The organism is Shewanella sp. 10N.7, from assembly GCF_020806285.1.
GTDB lineage: Bacteria > Pseudomonadota > Gammaproteobacteria > Enterobacterales > Shewanellaceae > Shewanella > Shewanella electrodiphila.
Map to the genome: position 1 here is coordinate 194,488 of NZ_JAJGZS010000001.1, position 20,017 is coordinate 214,504.

The window sequence follows — 20,017 nt, forward strand, 5'->3', positions numbered from 1 at the left end:
AATGATTAATTTTAGCGATCTTTACAGTATAGCCTAAGAAATAGTCCAATAGTTGCAGGCATAAAAAAACCGCAAACCCAAAGGGTTTACGGCTTTAGTAACGATATGAAATTTAGGTAAAAAGTTGCAGGATTACCTTAATTCAGCAGGCACTGCAAAAACAGTGTCTTCTTTACGGCCTTCAACTTCTGTAATAACTGAAGGTTCAAATTTGGCAATAGCATCCACAACTTGCTGAACAAGCACTTCGGGGGCAGAAGCGCCCGCAGTCACTGCAACCTTAACGACACCAGTAAACCATGCTTCATCAACATCAGCGGCGGTATCTACTAAATAGGCTTTAGTGCCCGTTTTTTCAGCCAATTCTCGTAATCGATTTGAGTTAGAACTGTTCTTTGAGCCTACAACAATGAATAAATCAGCATCAGATGACATCGTTCTCACAGCATCTTGACGATTTTGTGTTGCATAGCAAATATCATCTTTACGCGGCCCTTCAATTGACGGGAACTTAGCCTTTAATGCTTCGATAATATCTAATGTGTCATCAACAGAAAGCGTGGTTTGCGTGACAAAGCACAAGTTATCAGGGTCATTCACTTTCAACTGAGCAACACTTTCAGGCGATTCAACTAAATAAACACCACCTTCAGCATTGTCATACTGACCCATGGTGCCTTCAACTTCCGGATGACCTTCGTGGCCAATCAAAATACATTCAATCCCTTTGCGACTTGCACGAGTCACTTGAAGATGAACTTTGGTCACTAAAGGACAAGTTGCATCAAACACTTTTAGTCCACGACTTTTGGCTTCTTGCCTAACAGCTTGAGAAACACCATGAGCACTGAAAATAACAATACAGTTATCAGGTACTTCATCAAGTTCATCGACAAATATTGCACCGCGATCTTTGAGGTTTTCAACCACGTAACGATTATGGACGACTTCATGACGAACATAAATCGGCGGTTCAAATAACTCTAATGCGCGCTCAACAATACTAATTGCACGGTCTACACCAGCACAAAATCCTCTTGGATTAGCAAGCAATATATTAAGTTCAGGAGACGTCGGATCAACTTTAAGCATCTTAAAGTACCTCTACCACATCAAGTTCGAAAGTCACTTTCTGACCTGCTAGTGGATGATTTAAATCTACAGTAATTGAATCACCGGCAATCTCTCTGACCATGCCAGGGATTTCGCTTCCACCTGGGCCGCCAAAACTGACGATTACACCTGGTTCAAGCTCCATATCCGCAGGGAAACGGCTTCTATCCATATGATGAATAGCATCAGGGTTGGACTCGCCAAATGCGTCTGCTGGCTCCAAGGTGAAATTATGTTTATCACCTAGTTGCAAAGTATTTATCTCTGCTTCAAATGCTGGGCTTAAGCTACCATCACCAACATTAAATCTTGCAGGCTTACCTGATGACTTAGTGCTGTCAGCTGTCGAACCATCTTCTAAAATGATATTCATATGACACAAAATTGAACGAGATGAGGCTTGTTGTTCTGACAAAGTAATTCTCCCTAACTTTCTTTTACTGGCTCTTCTGGCTTAAATGATTCCCAAATTATCAATACTGCACCGATAAAAATACCTGCATCTGCAATATTGAACGCTGGGTAGTGGCTAGTGTTCCAATAGAAATCAATAAAATCGACAACATAACCATGCATTAAACGATCAACCAAATTACCAATAGCACCACCAATGATCAGGGTATAGGCTAAATTCGTACGCCATAACGAAGATGACTGCTTACGTAACCAAATAGTCAGAAGCGTACTAAAACCAATTGCAATAATGGCAAAGAACCAACGCTGCCAACCACCCGCTTCGCTTAAAAAGCTAAATGCAGCACCATAGTTTCGAACATAGGTAAAATTAAAGAACGGTAAAAGCTGTATAGATTCATGCAGCTCAAAGTTTGCTAACACCCATTGCTTAGATAGCTGATCGGCAAAAAATACCAATACAGCTACCCAATACCAACGAATGCCACTTTCTTTCCAAGTAAGAGGCATTATTAGTCCTTAAGCAAAGTCACGATGTTCACCATCGCCTTCAATGTTGGTTACACAACGACCACATAGCGTTGGATGAGCTTCGATTGTTCCTACGTCTTCACTGTAGTGCCAGCAACGATCACACTTCTGTGCGTCACTTTTATTAACTATTAATTTCAGTGAGTTTAGTTCGGTTTCTATTGCGTCAGCTGGCGCGGCGTCTAACGTTTCAACAGCTGTTTTAGATGTAAGCAATACAAAGCGTAACTCATCAGCAACTTTGGCAAGTTGCGATGCTAAATCTGCATCAGCAAATAAAGTGATTTCAGCTTCTAATGAACCACCAATTCGCTTATCACGACGTGCTTGTTCAAGTACTTTGTTCACTTCATTACGAATTGTAAGCAACTGCTGCCAGTAATCATCACTTAAGTCACCTTCTAACGTGACAGACTCAAGACCTTGATACCATTCTTCAGTGAACACAAACTCAGTGCGCTCGCCTGGTAACAACTTCCAGATTTCATCGGCAGTAAAGCTTAAGATTGGTGCAATCCAGCGAACCATCGCCTCGGCAATATGGTAAAGCGCTGATTGACAGCTACGACGAGCATGACCATCTTGTTTCGCTGTGTATTGACGGTCTTTAATGATATCTAAGTAGAAGCTGCCTAACTCAACTGAACAGAATTGCATTAATTTCTGCGTTACTGAATGGAAGTTATATTGCTCATACGCTTCAATAATTTCACTTTGAAGCGCGGCCGCGCGGCGCACAACCCAACGGTCAAGCGATACCATATCTTCAGTCGCAATCATGTCTGTTTCTGGATTAAAGCCATTTAAGTTAGCTAATAAGAAACGAGCAGTGTTACGAATACGTCGGTATGAATCAGCACTACGATTTAGGATTTCATCAGAAACCGTCATCTCACCACTGTAATCAGTAGCAGCGACCCATAAACGTAAGATATCAGCACCCAGCTTGTTGATAACTTGCAAAGGTGCAATGACGTTACCAACTGATTTCGACATCTTGCGGCCTTTACCATCAACAGTAAAACCATGGGTTAATACTTGTTTATAGGGGGCTTTACCATTCATAGCAGTTGAAATCATCAACGATGACATGAACCAACCACGATGCTGATCGCTACCTTCAAGGTATAAATCAATGTCATGTCCGTTAAATTCAGGACGTGATGCAACAACTGATGAGAACGTTGAACCAGAGTCATACCAAACGTCTAACGTATCAGTCACTTTGCGGTATTGCTCAGCTTCATCGCCAATCAACTCACTGATTTCAAGATCCCACCAAGCTTGGATGCCTTCTTGTTCAATGCGATGTGCAACACGTTCCATAATAGCCACGCTGTCTGGATGCAACTCATCCGTTTCACGATTAACTAATAATGTGATCGGTACGCCCCAAGTACGTTGGCGTGAAATACACCAATCAGGACGGTTCTCAACCATTTTCTCAATACGGCTTTGACCCCAATCTGGGATCCATTGAGTTTGCTCAATTTCGCCTAATGCTTGCTTACGTAAGCCATGGTTATCCATTGAGATAAACCACTGCGGCGTAGCACGGAAAATAATTGGTGTTTTATGGCGCCAGCAATGCGGGTAGCTATGACGGTAAGCCACATGATGTAATAGTTGACCTTTTTCTTCTAAAAGTTCAACTACGCTTTTGTTTGCTTTAAATACATGTTGACCAGCAAAAAACTCTGTATCAGCTTTATATACACCGTTGTCACCAACTGGATTGGCAACTTCCAAACCGTATTTTTGACCAACAATGTAATCGTCTTGACCATGGCCAGGAGCTGTATGAACAACACCAGTACCTGCTTCAGTTGTTACGTGATCACCTAAAATAGCTGGCACATCAAATGCTGATAAAGGATGGTTAAAACGAAGCAGCTCAAGTTCTGCGCCTTTAGCTGTACCGATAACAGTATGACTTTCAGCTTCAAATCGAGTCATACAAGACTCAACTAACACTTCAGCTAAAATCAGAGTTTTAGTTACGCCTTCTTTTACAAACTCAACAAGGCTGTAATCAAGCTCAGGGCTTAGACATAACGCGCGGTTAGCTGGAATAGTCCAAGGCGTCGTGGTCCAAATAACAGCTGAAATTGTTGGGGTATAACCTTCAACACCAAATTTTGCAGCAACTGCAGCAGAATCTACAGCATTGAATGCAACATCAATCGCTGGCGATGTTTTGTCTTCGTATTCTACTTCTGCTTCAGCAAGGGCTGAACCACAATCAGTACACCAATGAACAGGCTTTACACCTTTGTGTAAATGGCCACTATCGATGACTTTAGATAATGAACGAACAATGTTCGCTTCTGTGCTGTAATCCATTGTTAGATATGGATTATGCCAATCTCCTAAGACACCTAAACGAATAAAGTCATCTCGCTGACCATCAACTTGTTTAGCTGCATACTTACGACATTCAGCACGGAACTCTGCTGCAGAAATTTTCTGACCAGGTTTGCCGACTTTCTTTTCTACCATCAGTTCGATAGGTAGACCATGACAATCCCAACCTGGAACATATGGCGCGTCAAAACCTGCCATCGTTTTAGATTTAATGATGATGTCTTTTAAAATTTTATTTACTGAGTGACCGATATGGATATTGCCATTCGCGTATGGAGGGCCATCATGTAAAATGAATGGTTTGCGTCCAATACGACTATCACGGATCTTTTGATAAAGTTCGTTTTGAGTCCAACGGTTTAACATTTCTGGCTCACGATTAGCCAGATTACCGCGCATCGGAAAATCTGTTTCCGGCAAATTCAACGTAGATTTATAGTCGGTCATTGATCCTATACCATTAATTGGGCTGATTTATTTCAGCCTGCATCATTGCCAAACAAAGCTTTTGCTTCATTTGCATCATTCAAAATTTGTTTTTTTAGTGCTTCCAGTGACTCGAACGGATGTTCATCACGGATTTTAGCCACAAGTTCTACTTCAACACGCTTACTATATAAGTCGCCGGTGAAATCAAATAAGTGGACTTCTAACTGACAGACTTGCCCATCAACCGTAGGTCTAAAACCTACATTGGCAACGCCTTCATAAATATCGCTGTCATCCCAATACATTTTTACCGCAAACACACCACGAACAGGTGAAACCTTTCGCTTTAGGGCAATATTTGCAGTAGGAAAACCTATGGTTCTGCCTAACTTTTGTCCATGTGCAACACGACCAGTTAATACAAAGGGGTGACCTAATAATCGTCTTGCTTGCTCTAGATTACCTAAAGCAAGTTGCTCCCTCACTGCTGTAGAACTTACTCTAATAGAGCCTAGAATAAAACTCTGAGTACTCACAACCGTAAAGCCGAACTTTTTACCCGCTTCAAGCAACATCTCAAAGGTGCCAGATCTGTTTTTACCAAAGCAGAAATCATCACCAACAACTAAGTATTTCACCCCAAGCTTTTTAACCAGCAAATCTTCAATAAACTGCTCAGCCGGTTGATTGGCAAAATGACTATTAAAATTAACACAAAGCAATCGATCAATATTCAGTTCATCAAGCAAACTAATCTTGTCACGCAATAAACTAATTCTTGCTGGGGCATCTTGTTGACGAAATAGCTCTTGAGGTTGAGGTTCAAACGTCATAACCACTGCAGGCAATTGAAAGTGTTTTGCTTTATTAACTAAGTTATTAAGCACTTGCGCATGGCCACGATGCACACCATCAAAGTTACCAATAGTGAGCACGCATCCATGATGCGAAGGTAAAATATTGTGTATACCGCGAATTAGTTCCATTACGCCAATTAACTGCTACTGTAAATCGGCTGATTATATACTAGATAGATTCGATAATCAGCATTCATGATTGACGTTTCATCTTCCAAGGTCTCAGTCCCATCAATACTAAGCTTAATAAATAAACACCTGCACCCGAAGCGATCAATTTAACTAAGGTTAATACCTTCACCATCATCGACATATCTAACCATATCGATTGGGCAGGTAATGTGTATAGCAGCAGTAGTGCCATAATCGCCGTAGCGATAACCACTTTGAAGAAAAACACTAATGTCGCGCGGCTAAATTTGTACACCCCAGCGATATGTAATCCACGATATAGAAGACTTGCATTAAGTAAGGCAGACATTGAGGTGGCAATAGCAAGACCAACATAGCCAAAAGGAATGGCAAAAATAATATTGAATATCATATTACTTATCATGGCGATAATGCCGTATTTAACCGGTGTTTTCGTATCTTGACGAGAGAAGTAACCTGGCGCTAAAACCTTAATCATCATAAAGCTCAACAAACCACAACCGTATGCAACCAAACTATATGATGCCATCTCTACATCTGTGACAGAAAATGCACCTCGCATAAATAGCACCATTAACATTGGTTGAGCTAAAATAATTAACCCAAGCATCGCAGGGGCGCCAAGCAATAAAATGGCTCTAACCCCCCAGTCCATGGTGTCACTAAAATCGCTTCCTTTGGCATCAACATGCTTTTTTGATAATGCTGGCAGAATGACCGTCGCAATGGCAATACCAAACAACCCTAGTGGAAATTCAAGTAATCTGTCTGAGTAATATAACCAACTTATGGATCCCGTCATTAAAAATGAGGCTATAAAGGTATCAAATAACAAGTTTATTTGAGAAACCGAAACGCCAAATAAAGCTGGGATCATCAAGGTTCTAATTTTTACCACCCCAGGATGGTTCCAGCCCCAAGAAGGTTTAACTAATGCATTTTCACGCAATAAAAAAGGCAGTTGAAATAAAAACTGCACTAAGCCACCAGTAAATACCCCCCATGCTAGCGCTAACTCAGGTTGCTCCATCGTAGGCGCAAAATAAAGAGCTGCAACAATAATGGTGATATTTAAAAATACTGGAGTAAAAGCTGAGACTGCAAATTTACCTCTGGTATTAAGGATCGAGCCTGCTAATGCCGTAAAAGTAATAAACCATAAATAAGGAAAGGTAATTTTTAGCATTAATGCTGCAAGTTCAAACTTTTCAGCATTCGGCCCATCATTTAGCCAATCATAAAACCAACCACCAGCAAATAGTGCGGCAAGTATTGGCGAAGCAATCACACCTAATAACGTCACAACACTGACTATTCCCCCCAGTGTTCCTGCGACTTTAGCTAAAAGTTCTCGTGTTTCTTCTGGGGTATTCTTTTGTTGATACTCAGTCAGAACCGGCACAAATGCCTGTGCAAAAGCTCCTTCAGCAAAAAGGCGACGTAAAAAGTTAGGGATCTTGTTAGCAAAGATAAACACATCGGCACTACTACCTGCGCCCATTAAGTTTGCAATTACCACATCTCTTATCAGGCCTAATACTCTTGAAACTAATGTCATCACACTGACAATTGCACCTGATTTTAATAGCTTTTTACTCAAACACCCCTCCATAGCAGTTTGCTAACGAATGATTAAACGTGGATATATCTCAATTTTTCAATTCTAATACTGTTTATGCAATACAAGAACTGGTAGAATGCGCCACATCTTACACGAGTTGGGTTGAAGATAACCGAGCAAGGTAGTTTTATTTGTCTTTTTGAGGATATTTCTGCCATATTCATTGACAAAATGAATAAAAGCAGGCATATTCCTCGCCCTCAAAGTATTAATCCCAGTTTTAGGAGTTGCACCTTGGCTAATAGCAAGTCTGCAAAGAAGCGCGCGCTTCAATCTGAAAAACGTCGTCAGCATAATGCTAGTCGTCGTTCAATGTTACGTACATACGTTAAACGTGTTATCGCTGCTATCCAGAGCGGTGACCATAAAGCGGCTACAGAAGCATTCGCAGAAGCACAACCAATTGTTGACCGTATGGCGACTAAAGGCCTTATTCACAAGAATAAAGCTGCTCGTCAAAAGGCACGTCTAAACACAAGAATCAAAGCAATCGCTGCTTAATTTTGTGATTTAGTTTTTAAAAAACCGACTTAGGTCGGTTTTTTTATATCTGTAATTTACCATCCCTTACATTCAAGCTCTCTGTTTCTCTATTCATCATAAATTTTAAGCATAAAAAAACGCCTTAATCATAACTTACATCACGTAAGTATAATTAAGACGCTTTGAGTATGTTTAATCTGAGTATTTTAAACTGAGCCACTAGTGGCAATATAAGTTGTCCAATACTTTGATTAACTCACGTACTTCTTCACTTTTCAGTGAATAGAAAACAGTTTGGGCTTCTTTACGTGTACAAACGAGATTATCTTTTCTTAGCCAAGCTAAATGCTGCGATAACGCAGACTGGCTTAGACCTAGCTTTTTGTTCATCTCACCAACGCACATTTCACCTTCATTAAGCAAATGACACAAAATAAACAGACGACGTTCATTTGCTAGTGCTTTCAGCATTACTACAGCATGATCTGCACGCTGTTGCATTAATTCAATATTCATCACGCGCTTGGTTCTCCTCAATCATCTCCATGGCTAATATAGCCTTCCCTAACAAATAGGGCAGCGACATGAAGCACACTTTTTGGTAGATTGTTTTTAAAAATGAGACTTAGCTAATAAAAATGAAGGAAACTCATGAAAAACTACAATAAGACTCTCTGCGCCGCGATGATTTTGACAGCATTATCAGGCTGTCAAAGTAACCAAAGTGATACACAAGTAACAAACGAAACGGTAATAGAGAACAATAAGAATAACCAAATTAGTCAACAACTAGCGACAAAAGCCCTGTCTTCTTCATTAAGTTATGACATCGTTGAGTCATTAACTGTAGAAGTTGGCCCTAGATTAGCGGGCTCTGAAAAAGATATCATCGCCGTTAACTGGGCTATGAACAAACTAGAATCATTAGGTTTTGATAAAGTTTATAAAGAATCTGTTCAAGTACCCGCTTGGTATCGTGGCAGTGCAAAGGCTTCTATTATCGCTCCTTTTGAGCAACCACTGGTTATTAGTGCATTAGGCGGTAGCGTCTCGACACCTGACTCAGGGATACAAGCGCAAATAGTGCGTTTCGATACCCTCGCCGACTTACAAGCTGCCGATCCAGATAGCGTAAAAGGTAAAATTGCTTTTATTGATCATAAGACGGAAAGACACATTACAGGCAAAGGTTACGGTAAATCAGTAGGAGGTCGCTCACGAGGCGCTGTTGCAGCTGCCGAAAAAGGAGCTGTTGCTGTCGTCATTCGCTCAATAGGAACCGATCATGACCGCATGGCGCATACTGGAATGATGCGATATAAAGACGGCGTAGCAAAAATACCTGCAGCTGCGTTGTCTGCACCTGATGCCGACATGATTAATGCCATGCTAAAACGAGATGACAATATTCAACTGTCACTTAATCTCACTTCAAAGAACTTAGGCGTCGCGACTTCTTACAATGTCATTGCAGAGGTAACAGGAAGCAGTAAGCCTGATGAAGTCGTGCTAATTGGTGCTCACTTAGATTCTTGGGATGAAGGCACTGGCGCAATTGATGATGGCGCTGGTGTAGCCATCGTTACTGCTGCAGCCAAACTTATTCAAGACTTACCAAACAAGCCTGCAAGAACCATCAGAGTCGTTTTATACGCGGCTGAAGAAGTAGGCCTAGTTGGTGGTAAAGCTTACGCTAAACAGCATGCTGACGAACTGACAAAACACTATATTGCCGCAGAGTCTGATTTTGGCGCAGGCGAGATTTATCAAATCGACTTTAATGTCAACCCAGCTGTATTTGAACAAGTAAAAGTAGAACACAGCGCGATGACAGTCAATGGCGTTAAGCTCGGTAACAATAAAGCAACTGGTGGCCCAGATGTGTCAATGATGCCTTCTCTGGGCGTTCCAGTAGCATCACTAAGGCAAGATGGTACTGATTACTTCGATTATCACCATACACCAAATGATACCTTAGATAAGATTGATCCTAAGGCGCTAGCTCAAAATGTTGCAGCTTATGCACAATTTGCTTATATCATGGCGCAATCAGAATTAGATTTACGTCCACTTGCCAAAAAAGATGATAAAAAGTAGTCATTCTGAGCATTATTTCATCCAAACAAAAAGCAGCTAATTAGCTGCTTTTTGTTTAACACCACATTAGCTCAAAACACATAGCTAATTATAAATTTACTTAATCAAGATCGTTGACGTTACGTTCTTTCTTCACGTAAAAACACAGGTGCAGCTGGTGTAGATAATTCTTCACTAAAGTAATAACCATCAGCATCAAACTTCTGGATCCCTGCTAATGTGCTAATGTCATTATCAATCAGATACCTCGCCATTAAACCACGGGCTTTTTTAGCGTAAAAGCTAATGACTTTATATTGACCATTTTTACAATCTTTAAAAGCTGGAGTAATTAAGCTTGCCTTCAGTTGCTTTGGTTTAACCGCTTTAAAGTACTCATTCGATGCTAAATTTACAATAATGTCATCAGCTTGCTCATTAACAGCAGCATTTATTTCATCTGTTATGATATCTCCCCAAAAGGCGTAGAGGTTTTTGCCTTTAGGGTTAATTAAACTTGTGCCCATTTCTAAGCGGTAAGCTTGCATCAAATCAAGCGGCTTTAATAATCCATAAAGCCCAGACAGAATTCGCAGATGGTTTTGAGCTTTTTCAACTTGTTGTTCCGACATAGAATCGGCATCAAGTCCGGTATACACATCACCTCTAAAAGCAAACATGGCTTGTTTCGCATTTTCAAGAGTGAAATTAGGTTGCCACTCACTGAATCTAGCCGCATTTAAGCCTGCTATTTTATCGCTTACTTTCATTAATGAAGCAATATCCATTGGTGTAAGCTCACGACAAACCTTAATCAATTGCTGACTATGATCTAATAAAGTGGGTTGAGTAAATGACGTGGTTTTAGCCGTGGTTTCGAAATCTAATGTTTTTGCAGGAGAAACTAATACTAACATCGTTAACTATCCTATTAAGCCATACAGTATTTAACTTTAATGCTCTCTATAATACTGGGCTCAATAAAAAAAACCATGCAATATATGCATGGTTTTTTAGATTGTTCTAATAGAGTTTTACTTTAGTTAACTGAATACTCAGAAATTAAGCACCCTCTTCAGAAAATATTAGTTACTTATCAGATTCAACTGGCTTATTTTTCCAGATACCATCTTCAAGTTGATCAGCAAGTTCAGGGAACTTATCTGTATCAAACACCGGCTCTTCACCCGCTTTTACCTGTTGGCGGTAATCATTAATCACTCGCACAGCAAGTCCTGATAATAGTAACAATGCAATCATGTTAACTAATGCCATTAAGCCCATAGATACATCAGCTAGGTTCCATACGATATTAATTTTCGCAATAGCACCAAACATTACCATACCTAAAACTGCTAAACGGAATAACGGTAAAGCACCTTTTTTATTACCTGAAAGGAACATTACGTTAGTTTCAGCGTAAGAATAGTTAGCAATAATAGAAGTGAAACAGAATAGTAAAATAGCGAAAGCAATGAATGCACCGCCCCAATCACCAACATGAGAAGATAACGCATTAATTGTCATCTCAATACCATCGCCACTACCAGCAGCATCGCCAGACAATAAAATAATCGCCGCAGTTGCAGTACAAATGACGATAGTGTCAAAGAAAACACCCATCATTTGCATGTAACCTTGTGATGCAGGGTGATTTGGGTTTGGTGAAGCACTCGCTGCAATATTTGCTGCACTACCCATACCCGCTTCGTTTGAGAATAAACCACGTGCAATACCCGCTTGCATCGCTTGAGCAATACTGTAGGCAACCGCGCCACCAGCTGCTTCTTGCCAGCCAAATGCGCTCTTAATCACTAATGTAAAGACAGCTGGTAATTGCTCAATGTTCATTAATACAACAACCAATGCGATAGCAATGTAAGCTACAGCCATAATTGGCACGATAACTTCAGAAACTTTAGCAACCTTCTTAAGGCCGCCCATAATCACAACGCCACTAAATAACGCAATGGCAATACCTACATAAACAGGTTCAAAGCCAAATACCGCAGTCATTGCGCCAGTAATTGTATTCGCTTGTACCGCATTGAAGACAAGACCAAAACAGATAATCAACAAGATTGAGAACAAAATCCCCATCCAACGTTGACCTAGGCCCTTCTCCATGTAGTAAGAAGGACCGCCACGGTATTGTCCGTCTGAATCTTTCACTTTATAAACCTGCGCTAAAGTGGATTCGATCATCGCGGTTGCCATACCCAACACGGCAATTGCCCACATCCAGAACACTGCACCAGGGCCTGCCATACCAATCGCTACAGCAACACCTGCCATGTTACCTGCACCGACACGGGCAGCCATACTAGTACAAAAGACTTGGAAAGAAGATAGACCATGACGGCCTGGACGACGGCTGATCGCGAGGATCTTGAGGCCGTGTGTAAAATGCGCAATTTGGATAAAGCCAAGACGTACAGTGAAAAATAAACCTGCACCAACTAGCCCGTAAACTAACAATTTACCCCAGAGTAAATCGTTCATGAAATTCACAATCGTTTCTAACATTGCCATTGCTTTATTTATTCCTTGGAATAACTTTATTTTGCAGGAAGTCAGCCTGTAGTTAATTACCCCAATGGCTTATAGCTTCAGACAAAATAAAATTATCGTATTATTTTAATAAAAACACTCAAGGTCTATGTCAACAGCCCTTTTCAGGCTAGCTGCCTAGATTGAGTTTCAGTGAGCGAAAATATTAGTTATTTATTATTTAGGATTTGATCGAGTTAACTTTACTTTTTTTAAGCACGAATGCCTAGCAAACTTTCTCAATTCATTATCTCCGATTTTTTCGGAGCAAAAAACTAGCATAGATGATCTGAACCGTCAGGTGATCTTTATCACATTTATCTAATTACTCACCTTTCCCCTCATCACAAATAACATTCTTAGGTCCTGAAGCTTAAAAGAATTAACACTAAATCAACCTGCGCCCATTTTTTTAATAAAAACATTTAATAAAAACTTAGACAAAGACCACATTATTGCAATAATTTAAAGAATACAGTGTTCTCATTAAAGGTTAAATAAATTTTACTTTACACATTGAGGTCAATATGACGCATGCAAATGAAATCACGTCGCTAAAGAAATTTGTTCGAGCTACAAATTTCCTCGCTACTTCTCAAATCTACCTAAAACAAAATGTATTATTTAAAAGAGATTTGAAACACGAAGACATCAAACCACGACTACTTGGCCATTGGGGCACATGCCCAGGTATCAACTTTGTCTATGCCAACGTCAATCGACTTATTGTAAAACATCAAAGAGATTTCATTTATCTTGTCGGTCCAGGTCATGGTTTTCCAGCAGTTCAGGCAAACTTGTTTGTGGAAGGTTCATTAAGCCACTTTTACCCAGAAACAATTCCATATAATGAAGCTGGGATCGAAGACATCTGTAAAAAGTTCTCTGCTGCTTACGGCTACCCTTCTCATGCAAATCCTGAAGCACCAGGTCAAATACTTGAAGGTGGTGAATTAGGTTACTCGTTGTCAGTTGCTTGGGGCGCTGTGCTTGATAACCCTAATTTAATTGCTGCTTGTCTCGTCGGTGATGGCGAATCAGAAACAGGCCCTCTTGCTGCATCTTGGTATGCAAACCGTTTAGTCGATCCCGCTACCAATGGTGCTGTACTACCTATTGTCCATATTAATGGTTATAAGATCTCTGGTCCGACTCGCATGGGTCGCATGGATCATGAAGAACTGGATTTAGAATTTCGTGGTTTAGGTTACCATCCTATTATTGTTGATGATGAACTTGAAGAAGACGTATTTGAACAAATGGCCAAAGCCATGGACCTTTCTTACGAGATGATCAATGACATTCAAACTCGTGCTAGAAATGGTGAAGATGTATGTAAACCCCGCTGGCCAGTGATTTTAATGCGTACAGCCAAAGGTTGGACGGGTACCGCTGAACATGGCGGCAAAAAACTTGAAGGCAACTGCGAGTCACATCAAGTTATCGTTAATAAATGTGCAACTGACCCTAGTCATTTAACCGCGTTAAACGAGTGGTTAGACAGCTACAAATTTGACGAGTTGTGTGACATCAACGCTGAAGGTGAAATTACCTTTGATAAAGACATTCAATCTCTGATCCCACCTAAACATCTTTGTTGTGGCCGTCAGCATTTGAGCTACGGCGGCGAAATTGTACGCGCGCTTGCGCAACCAGATCTTAAAAAGCTCAGCTATGGCCCTGAGACGCCTCGTGGTTCTCGCGGTGTTTCAATGTATAAGATGGGCGAATGGATGCGCGATGCGTTTAAATTAAATCGCGACCAACGCAACTTACGTATTTTCAGTCCAGACGAAACATACTCTAACCAGTTGCAAGCGGTCTTCGAAGAAACAGATCGTGCTTGGCAATGGCCAATCAAGAGCTGGGATCAAGACATGGCTCGCGACGGTCGTGTGATTGAGCTACTCTCAGAGAACTTACTCTTTGGGATGATGCATGGTTACACTGTCACAGGTCGTCATGCAATGTTCCCGACCTATGAAGCTTTCTCACAAGTCGTTTCATCAATGGCAGACCAATACTGTAAATATGTATACGCAAGCCAAGGGGTTCATTTCCGTAAACCTGTACCTTCTTGTAATGTGGTACTGTCTTCATTACTAGAGCGTCAAGATCACAATGGCTACTCTCATCAAAACCCTTCTTTCTTAGGGGCAATGCTCGAGAAACATCCTGATATCATCTCTGCATATTTACCAGCAGACGGAAACACTACTCTTACTTACACTGAACGTGCTTATGAAGACCGTGACAAGCTAAATATTCTAGTCGCAGGTAAAAAAGACTTACCTCAATGGTTGTCACTTGATGAGTCACGTAAACAAACTGAAGATGGTGTAATGGTTTGGGATTTCGCTTCAGATGAAAACCCGGATGTCGTCCTTGCAGGTTGTGGTGATTACGTCACTCAAGAATGTATGGCATCACTGGTACTCATCCGAGAACTATTACCAAGAGTGCGGATCCGCTTTGTTAGCGTTACCGAATTAAACAGTAATGGCTTAGGCAGTAGAGCATTCCAAAATAAACCTTGGATGATGGACGAAATCTTTACTGAAGATAAAGGCGTAGTATTTAACTACCATGGTTACCCAAATACAATTAAGAAATTGGTCTTTGATTATAAAGGTAGCCGCCGTTTCAGAATTAAAGGTTATGAAGAAGAAGGTTCAACTACCACGCCATTTGATATGGGCGTTCGTAATGGCACATCTCGCTACCATTTAGTGATTGATATGGCCTATAAGCTGTTCCAACAAGGTGTAATAGATGAAACACAGCACGTGGCTATCACCACAGACATGCTGCAGCGATTAGTTGAACACCGTAACTACATCAAAGCTAACGGTGTTGACCCTAAAGAAATTGAAAACTGGGTTTGGACCCGTTAACTACCCATTTCTATTTTAACAACTCACGAAAGCGCCTAAGGGCGCTTTTTTTGTGATTGCTTTTAAAGACCTCAAATTTATGTGAATCAATAAAAATATCAGTAAAAAATGAGAGAATACGATTTTGACATAGCACAACAATCACAACAAACAAGCAATATAATTCACTATAAATTACAACATTATGCTTTTTTACTATGGAAAACCATTGAATTTACGACGATAATTACGCTGCTGACAAAAACATAATAGGAACACCACATAAGCGTCGGCGGCACATGTCATAAACAACTCATTTACATGTGTTTTGGTGAAGTAACATAACAATGGACTTATACATGATGAAGAACACATTAAAAGTAGTATTACTCACCTCACTGTTACCTTTTGCAGCTGTTGCAGAGCAAGAGTTAACGCCGTGGTACGTTGGTGGTGGTTTAGGTATCAATAACTACGAGCCTAACTGTGACCTTAAAACAATGAAAATTTGTGGCGAAGATGACCCATATGCATGGGATGTTTTCGGTGGTTATTTATTCAATGATTACTTTGGTGTTGAGCTTGGCTACCGTGACCTAGGCCGAGCTGAATGGACTGATTATAGTAATAAACGTAATGATGTCGGCGCTAGAGGCATGACATTAGGTTTAGCGGCGTTTATGCCAATTGCAGAAAAGTGGAGTTTATCAGCAGAAGCTGGTGCAATGAACTACCTAATTTCAAATAAAAAGAACTACAACACAGAGTACTACAGTGACAGTGGTATTGCTCCATACGTGGGTGTCGGTGTTGGTTATAACTTTACTGAAAACTTAAAGTTACAAGCGAAATACCGTCGTTATGAAAACCTTGATGACGACAAGTACAATACCTTAGATATGGAAAGTAACTACTGGGGACTTGAGCTTAGCTACCGCTTTGGCACTGAAAAGCCAGCAGCTGTTGTCGCACCTGTTGCTGTAGCAGCAGTTGTTGCTGCACCAATCGATTCTGATAATGATGGTGTTACTGATGACAAAGACATGTGTCCTGATACGCCGTCAACTCATAAGGTCGATGCGCAAGGATGTACTATCTATGAAGATGCACCAATTTCTTCACGCATGGAAGGTGTATATTTCGACAATGATTCTGCAGTATTGAAACCTGAATCATACGATCGTCTTGAGAAAGGCGCGAAATACTTAAAAGAAAATCCACATACTACAGCTGTAATTGAAGGTCATGCTTCACTTGTAGGTAATGCTGATTACAATATGAACTTATCAGAACAACGTGCTCAAGCTGTTGTTGATGCACTAGTTAATAAATATGGCATTGATGCAAGCCGTTTAAAAGCTGTTGGTTTTGGTGAAGATAATCCATTAATGGAAGGAACATCTGCAGAAGCTAATAAGCAAAACCGTCGTATTGACGCTGTTGTTAGTGGTGCAGAGAAACGCCCTGTACTAAAATAATCACAGAACTGTGGTACTAGATTAAAAAGTCGCTGCTTACAGCGACTTTTTTATTTTAAAACTTTCATCATACAAATAAAAAATGGTAACTCTTTATATTTACTAAGTTAAATTGGCTTTATACATTAGTAAATTTGCTTTACTACCAATAAATTCAGGTATTAAATGACATGTTTTACTTTTAAATCGCTCTGAATGGCATTTTTTATGTAATTTTTTTACAAATTGTATTGGAAAATACAGTAAAATCGCATCTAATATCCGCATTGAACAAAATAACTTTGTTACTTGAGAGGGAAATTTCCATGGCGAACACGTTAGCTCAACTTAAAGCACTGACAACCATCGTTGCAGACACTGGCGACATCGAAGCAATTAAACGTTACCAACCTGAAGATGCAACCACCAACCCTTCTCTGATTTTAAAAGCTGCACAAATTCCTGAATACGCACCGCTCATTGATGATGCAATTGCTTGGGCTAAAGCTCAGTCAAATGATGTTGCACAACAAGTAGAAGATGCAGGCGATAAATTAGCGGTCAATATCGGCGTAGAAATTTTAAAAATTGTTCCAGGTCGTATCTCAACAGAAGTTGATGCACGTCTTTCATTTGATAAAGCGGGCTCAATTGAAAAAGCACATAAACTTATCCAGCTTTATAAAGAAGCGGGTATCGATAAATCACGCATTCTGATTAAGCTTGCTTCAACCTGGGAAGGTATTTGCGCCGCAAAGCAGCTTGAGCAAGAAGGCATCAACTGTAACCTGACATTATTATTTAGCTTTGCTCAAGCTCGAGCTTGTGCTGAAGCCGGTGTTTACCTTATTTCACCGTTTGTAGGTCGTATCTTAGATTGGTACAAAAAAGACACAGGTCTTGATTACACTGCAGAAACAGACCCTGGTGTTGTATCAGTAACTGAAATCTACAACTACTACAAACGTCATGGTTATAACACTGTTGTTATGGGCGCAAGCTTCCGTAATATCGGCGAGATCATTGAGCTTGCAGGTTGCGATCGTTTAACGATTGGCCCTGCATTACTAGAAGAATTAGCTAACAGCGACGTAGCTATTACTCAAAAGCTAACAACTGCAACTTCAGTTGAAGCTGCGCCAACACCGCTGACTGAAGCTGAGTTCCGCTGGGAATATAACCAAGACCCTATGGCAGTGGATAAACTTGCTGAAGGTATACGTAACTTTGCTATTGACCAAGGAAAACTAGAGGTCATGTTAAACGAGAAACTTGGCTAAATCCAAATTCAATGGAGTGATTTGCATGACACATTTAACTCAGAGTAATACCTGGCAGCAGTTATCTCAAAATGCAGCAGCATTACCACATATGCGCGAACTGTTTGCTCAAAACCCTTCAAGGTTTGAGCAACTTAGTGTTAAAGACTGCGGTTTACTATTAGATTACTCTAAAAACCGCGTTAATGATGAAACCCTTACCTTGCTGTTTAAGTTAGCTGAAGAAGTCAACTTAAGTGATAAAATTGCAGCAATGTTTAACGGCGATATTATTAATAATACTGAAGGACGCCCGGTATTGCATACCGCACTTCGCAGTAAGCCTGAGCAAGTCATTATGGCTGAAGGCTGTAATATTGTTCCTGAAGTGCAACAGACCTTAGCCAAAATGACACAATTTGTTGAATCCGTTCAACAAGGTCACTGGAAAGGACATACCGGAAAAGCCATTACTGATATCGTCAGTATTGGTATTGGTGGTTCTTTTTTAGGGCCAAAAATTGTCTCTCAAGCACTTCGCCCATATTGGGTTAAGGGCCTAAATTGTCATTTTGTCGCCAATGTTGATGCAAGCTCTATATGTGAAAAGCTTAAACTTTTAGATGCCGAAACAACTTTGTTCGTTATGTCTTCTAAGTCGTTTGGCACACAAGAGACTTTAACCAACACTCTGAGTGCCAAAGACTGGTTCCTTGCAAATGGTGGCTCTCAAGCAGATGTAGCCAAGCATTTTGTTGCAGTCACTTCAAATGTCGTTAAAGCAACTGACTTTGGTATTGACGCGAGTAACATTTTCCCTATGTGGGATTGGGTTGGCGGTCGCTATTCATTATGGTCTGCAATCGGATTACCCATCGCACTACTAGTAGGTATGGATAACTTTAAGCAACTGCTTGATGGTGCCCACCAGATGGATAACCACTTTGCCAACGCCCCATTTGAGCAAAATATGCCAGTGATCATGGGCATGCTGTCTGTGCTATATGGTAACTTTCATCATGCTCAATCTCATGTTGTACTCACTTACGATCACTATTTGCGTGGCTTACCAGCTTACTTCCAGCAACTTGATATGGAAAGTAACGGTAAATCAGTCATGTTAGATGGCACTGAAGTTGACTTCAGCACAGGTCCCGTAATTTGGGGCGGTGAAGGAACCAATGGTCAACATGCTTATCATCAATTATTGCATCAAGGTACTGCATTAATTCCAGCTGATTTCATTATGCCTTTGCAAAGTCACAATCCATTAGGCGAGCATCACAACCAACTTGCTTCTAATTGTTTTGGGCAAACTCAAGCATTAATGCAAGGACGCACATTTGATGAAGCATTGGCTGAGTTATCAGGTAAGCATTTACCTGATAATGAAAAAGCACTTATCTCTAAACATAAAGTGATGACGGGCAATAAGCCAAGTAACACCTTATTAATGGATAAATTGACTCCAACCACCTTAGGTTCACTCATCGCACTTTATGAGCACAGAACCTTCGTACAGGGCGCTATATGGCAAATAAACTCATTTGACCAATGGGGTGTAGAGCTCGGTAAGTTGCTAGGCAATGATGTACTTGATCGGATTGGCGCTGAAAATGACGCTTCCGAGCTAGATTCTTCCAGTAATGCATTAATTAATTTATATCGACAAGGTCAGATATAAACACTAAAAAAGCCAGCGCAAGCTGGCTTTTTTGTATGTGGTTCATGCAACTTGGTAGCAGATGTCACTATTTTATCCAGTCCAGCTTCATTAAATCGTCAGACCACCTTAACAATAATGAAACATAACTATTGCACTATAGCGAAGAAATAT

General features: G+C 40.5%; 15 protein-coding genes. 6 read left to right on the plus strand and 9 right to left on the minus strand.

Annotated elements, in window-relative coordinates; translation table 11 throughout:
* Window positions 1-132: 132 nt before the first annotated feature.
* From ispH to murJ, 6 genes are all read right to left on the minus strand, one after another.
* Window positions 133-1,092, minus strand: a complete 960-nt coding sequence (gene ispH, locus LMH66_RS00805) for a 4-hydroxy-3-methylbut-2-enyl diphosphate reductase (protein ID WP_102529659.1) — start codon at window positions 1,090-1,092, stop codon at window positions 133-135.
* A 1-nt stretch (window position 1,093) separates the two neighbouring features.
* A complete protein-coding gene (gene fkpB, locus LMH66_RS00810; protein ID WP_267869047.1) occupies window positions 1,094-1,528 on the minus strand; it encodes an FKBP-type peptidyl-prolyl cis-trans isomerase in 435 nt (144 codons plus the stop codon).
* Between the two features lie 11 nt (window positions 1,529-1,539).
* A complete protein-coding gene (gene lspA, locus LMH66_RS00815) occupies window positions 1,540-2,037 on the minus strand; it encodes a signal peptidase II (protein WP_102529660.1) in 498 nt (165 codons plus the stop codon).
* Between the two features lie 9 nt (window positions 2,038-2,046).
* On the minus strand, window positions 2,047-4,869 hold the full coding sequence (gene ileS / locus LMH66_RS00820; RefSeq protein WP_229367731.1) for an isoleucine--tRNA ligase: 2,823 nt from the start codon (window positions 4,867-4,869) through the stop codon (window positions 2,047-2,049).
* Between the two features lie 32 nt (window positions 4,870-4,901).
* Complete coding sequence (gene ribF, locus LMH66_RS00825) at window positions 4,902-5,837, minus strand: bifunctional riboflavin kinase/FAD synthetase (protein ID WP_229367732.1); 936 nt, start codon at window positions 5,835-5,837, stop codon at window positions 4,902-4,904.
* Window positions 5,838-5,901: 64 nt separating this feature from the next.
* Complete coding sequence (gene murJ, locus LMH66_RS00830; protein WP_229367734.1) at window positions 5,902-7,461, minus strand: murein biosynthesis integral membrane protein MurJ; 1,560 nt, start codon at window positions 7,459-7,461, stop codon at window positions 5,902-5,904.
* 255 nt (window positions 7,462-7,716) lie between these two features.
* Between murJ and rpsT the strand changes: the two genes are divergently transcribed.
* The gene (rpsT, locus tag LMH66_RS00835) at window positions 7,717-7,983 is read left to right on the plus strand and encodes a 30S ribosomal protein S20 (RefSeq protein ID WP_102529664.1); all 267 of its coding nucleotides are present in this window, start codon (window positions 7,717-7,719) and stop codon (window positions 7,981-7,983) included.
* Between the two features lie 201 nt (window positions 7,984-8,184).
* Here rpsT and LMH66_RS00840 read toward each other — a convergent pair whose 3' ends face one another.
* A complete protein-coding gene (locus tag LMH66_RS00840; protein WP_102529665.1) occupies window positions 8,185-8,481 on the minus strand; it encodes an ArsR/SmtB family transcription factor in 297 nt (98 codons plus the stop codon).
* Between the two features lie 135 nt (window positions 8,482-8,616).
* Here LMH66_RS00840 and LMH66_RS00845 point away from each other — a divergent pair, with 135 nt between their 5' ends.
* Window positions 8,617-10,062: a M28 family metallopeptidase gene (locus LMH66_RS00845; RefSeq protein WP_229367736.1), complete on the plus strand. Its 1,446-nt coding sequence runs from the start codon at window positions 8,617-8,619 to the stop codon at window positions 10,060-10,062.
* Window positions 10,063-10,181: 119 nt separating this feature from the next.
* On the opposite strand, the gene yaaA is transcribed toward LMH66_RS00845, so the two are convergent.
* Complete coding sequence (gene yaaA / locus LMH66_RS00850) at window positions 10,182-10,958, minus strand: peroxide stress protein YaaA (protein ID WP_229367738.1); 777 nt, start codon at window positions 10,956-10,958, stop codon at window positions 10,182-10,184.
* 172 nt (window positions 10,959-11,130) lie between these two features.
* Window positions 11,131-12,567, minus strand: a complete 1,437-nt coding sequence (locus tag LMH66_RS00855; RefSeq protein ID WP_229368150.1) for an alanine/glycine:cation symporter family protein — start codon at window positions 12,565-12,567, stop codon at window positions 11,131-11,133.
* A gap of 551 nt (window positions 12,568-13,118) precedes the next feature.
* Here LMH66_RS00855 and LMH66_RS00860 point away from each other — a divergent pair.
* From LMH66_RS00860 to pgi, 4 genes are all read left to right on the plus strand, one after another.
* On the plus strand, window positions 13,119-15,485 hold the full coding sequence (locus LMH66_RS00860; RefSeq protein ID WP_102529785.1) for a phosphoketolase family protein: 2,367 nt from the start codon (window positions 13,119-13,121) through the stop codon (window positions 15,483-15,485).
* A 338-nt stretch (window positions 15,486-15,823) separates the two neighbouring features.
* Window positions 15,824-16,942, plus strand: a complete 1,119-nt coding sequence (locus tag LMH66_RS00865) for an OmpA family protein (RefSeq protein ID WP_102529668.1) — start codon at window positions 15,824-15,826, stop codon at window positions 16,940-16,942.
* Window positions 16,943-17,247: 305 nt separating this feature from the next.
* Entirely contained in the window at window positions 17,248-18,201 is a 954-nt protein-coding gene (tal, locus tag LMH66_RS00870; RefSeq protein WP_229367740.1) for a transaldolase, read from the plus strand.
* Between the two features lie 25 nt (window positions 18,202-18,226).
* Window positions 18,227-19,864: a glucose-6-phosphate isomerase gene (pgi, locus tag LMH66_RS00875; RefSeq protein WP_229367742.1), complete on the plus strand. Its 1,638-nt coding sequence runs from the start codon at window positions 18,227-18,229 to the stop codon at window positions 19,862-19,864.
* The last annotated feature ends 153 nt before the right edge of the window (window positions 19,865-20,017 follow it).

Bases quoted from the DNA above. Each gene is read 5' to 3' on its own strand.
- ileS (WP_229367731.1), bottom strand. From the start codon at position 4,869: ATGACCGACTATAAATCTACGTTGAATTTGCCGGAAACAGATTTTCCG.
- ispH (WP_102529659.1), bottom strand. From the start codon at position 1,092: ATGCTTAAAGTTGATCCGACGTCTCCTGAACTTAATATATTGCTTGCT.
- yaaA (WP_229367738.1), bottom strand. From the start codon at position 10,958: ATGTTAGTATTAGTTTCTCCTGCAAAAACATTAGATTTCGAAACCACG.
- LMH66_RS00845 (WP_229367736.1), top strand. From the start codon at position 8,617: ATGAAAAACTACAATAAGACTCTCTGCGCCGCGATGATTTTGACAGCA.
- LMH66_RS00840 (WP_102529665.1), bottom strand. From the start codon at position 8,481: ATGAATATTGAATTAATGCAACAGCGTGCAGATCATGCTGTAGTAATG.
- LMH66_RS00860 (WP_102529785.1), top strand. From the start codon at position 13,119: ATGACGCATGCAAATGAAATCACGTCGCTAAAGAAATTTGTTCGAGCT.
- tal (WP_229367740.1), top strand. From the start codon at position 17,248: ATGGCGAACACGTTAGCTCAACTTAAAGCACTGACAACCATCGTTGCA.
- LMH66_RS00865 (WP_102529668.1), top strand. From the start codon at position 15,824: ATGATGAAGAACACATTAAAAGTAGTATTACTCACCTCACTGTTACCT.
- ribF (WP_229367732.1), bottom strand. From the start codon at position 5,837: ATGGAACTAATTCGCGGTATACACAATATTTTACCTTCGCATCATGGA.
- lspA (WP_102529660.1), bottom strand. From the start codon at position 2,037: ATGCCTCTTACTTGGAAAGAAAGTGGCATTCGTTGGTATTGGGTAGCT.
- LMH66_RS00855 (WP_229368150.1), bottom strand. From the start codon at position 12,567: ATGTTAGAAACGATTGTGAATTTCATGAACGATTTACTCTGGGGTAAA.
- pgi (WP_229367742.1), top strand. From the start codon at position 18,227: ATGACACATTTAACTCAGAGTAATACCTGGCAGCAGTTATCTCAAAAT.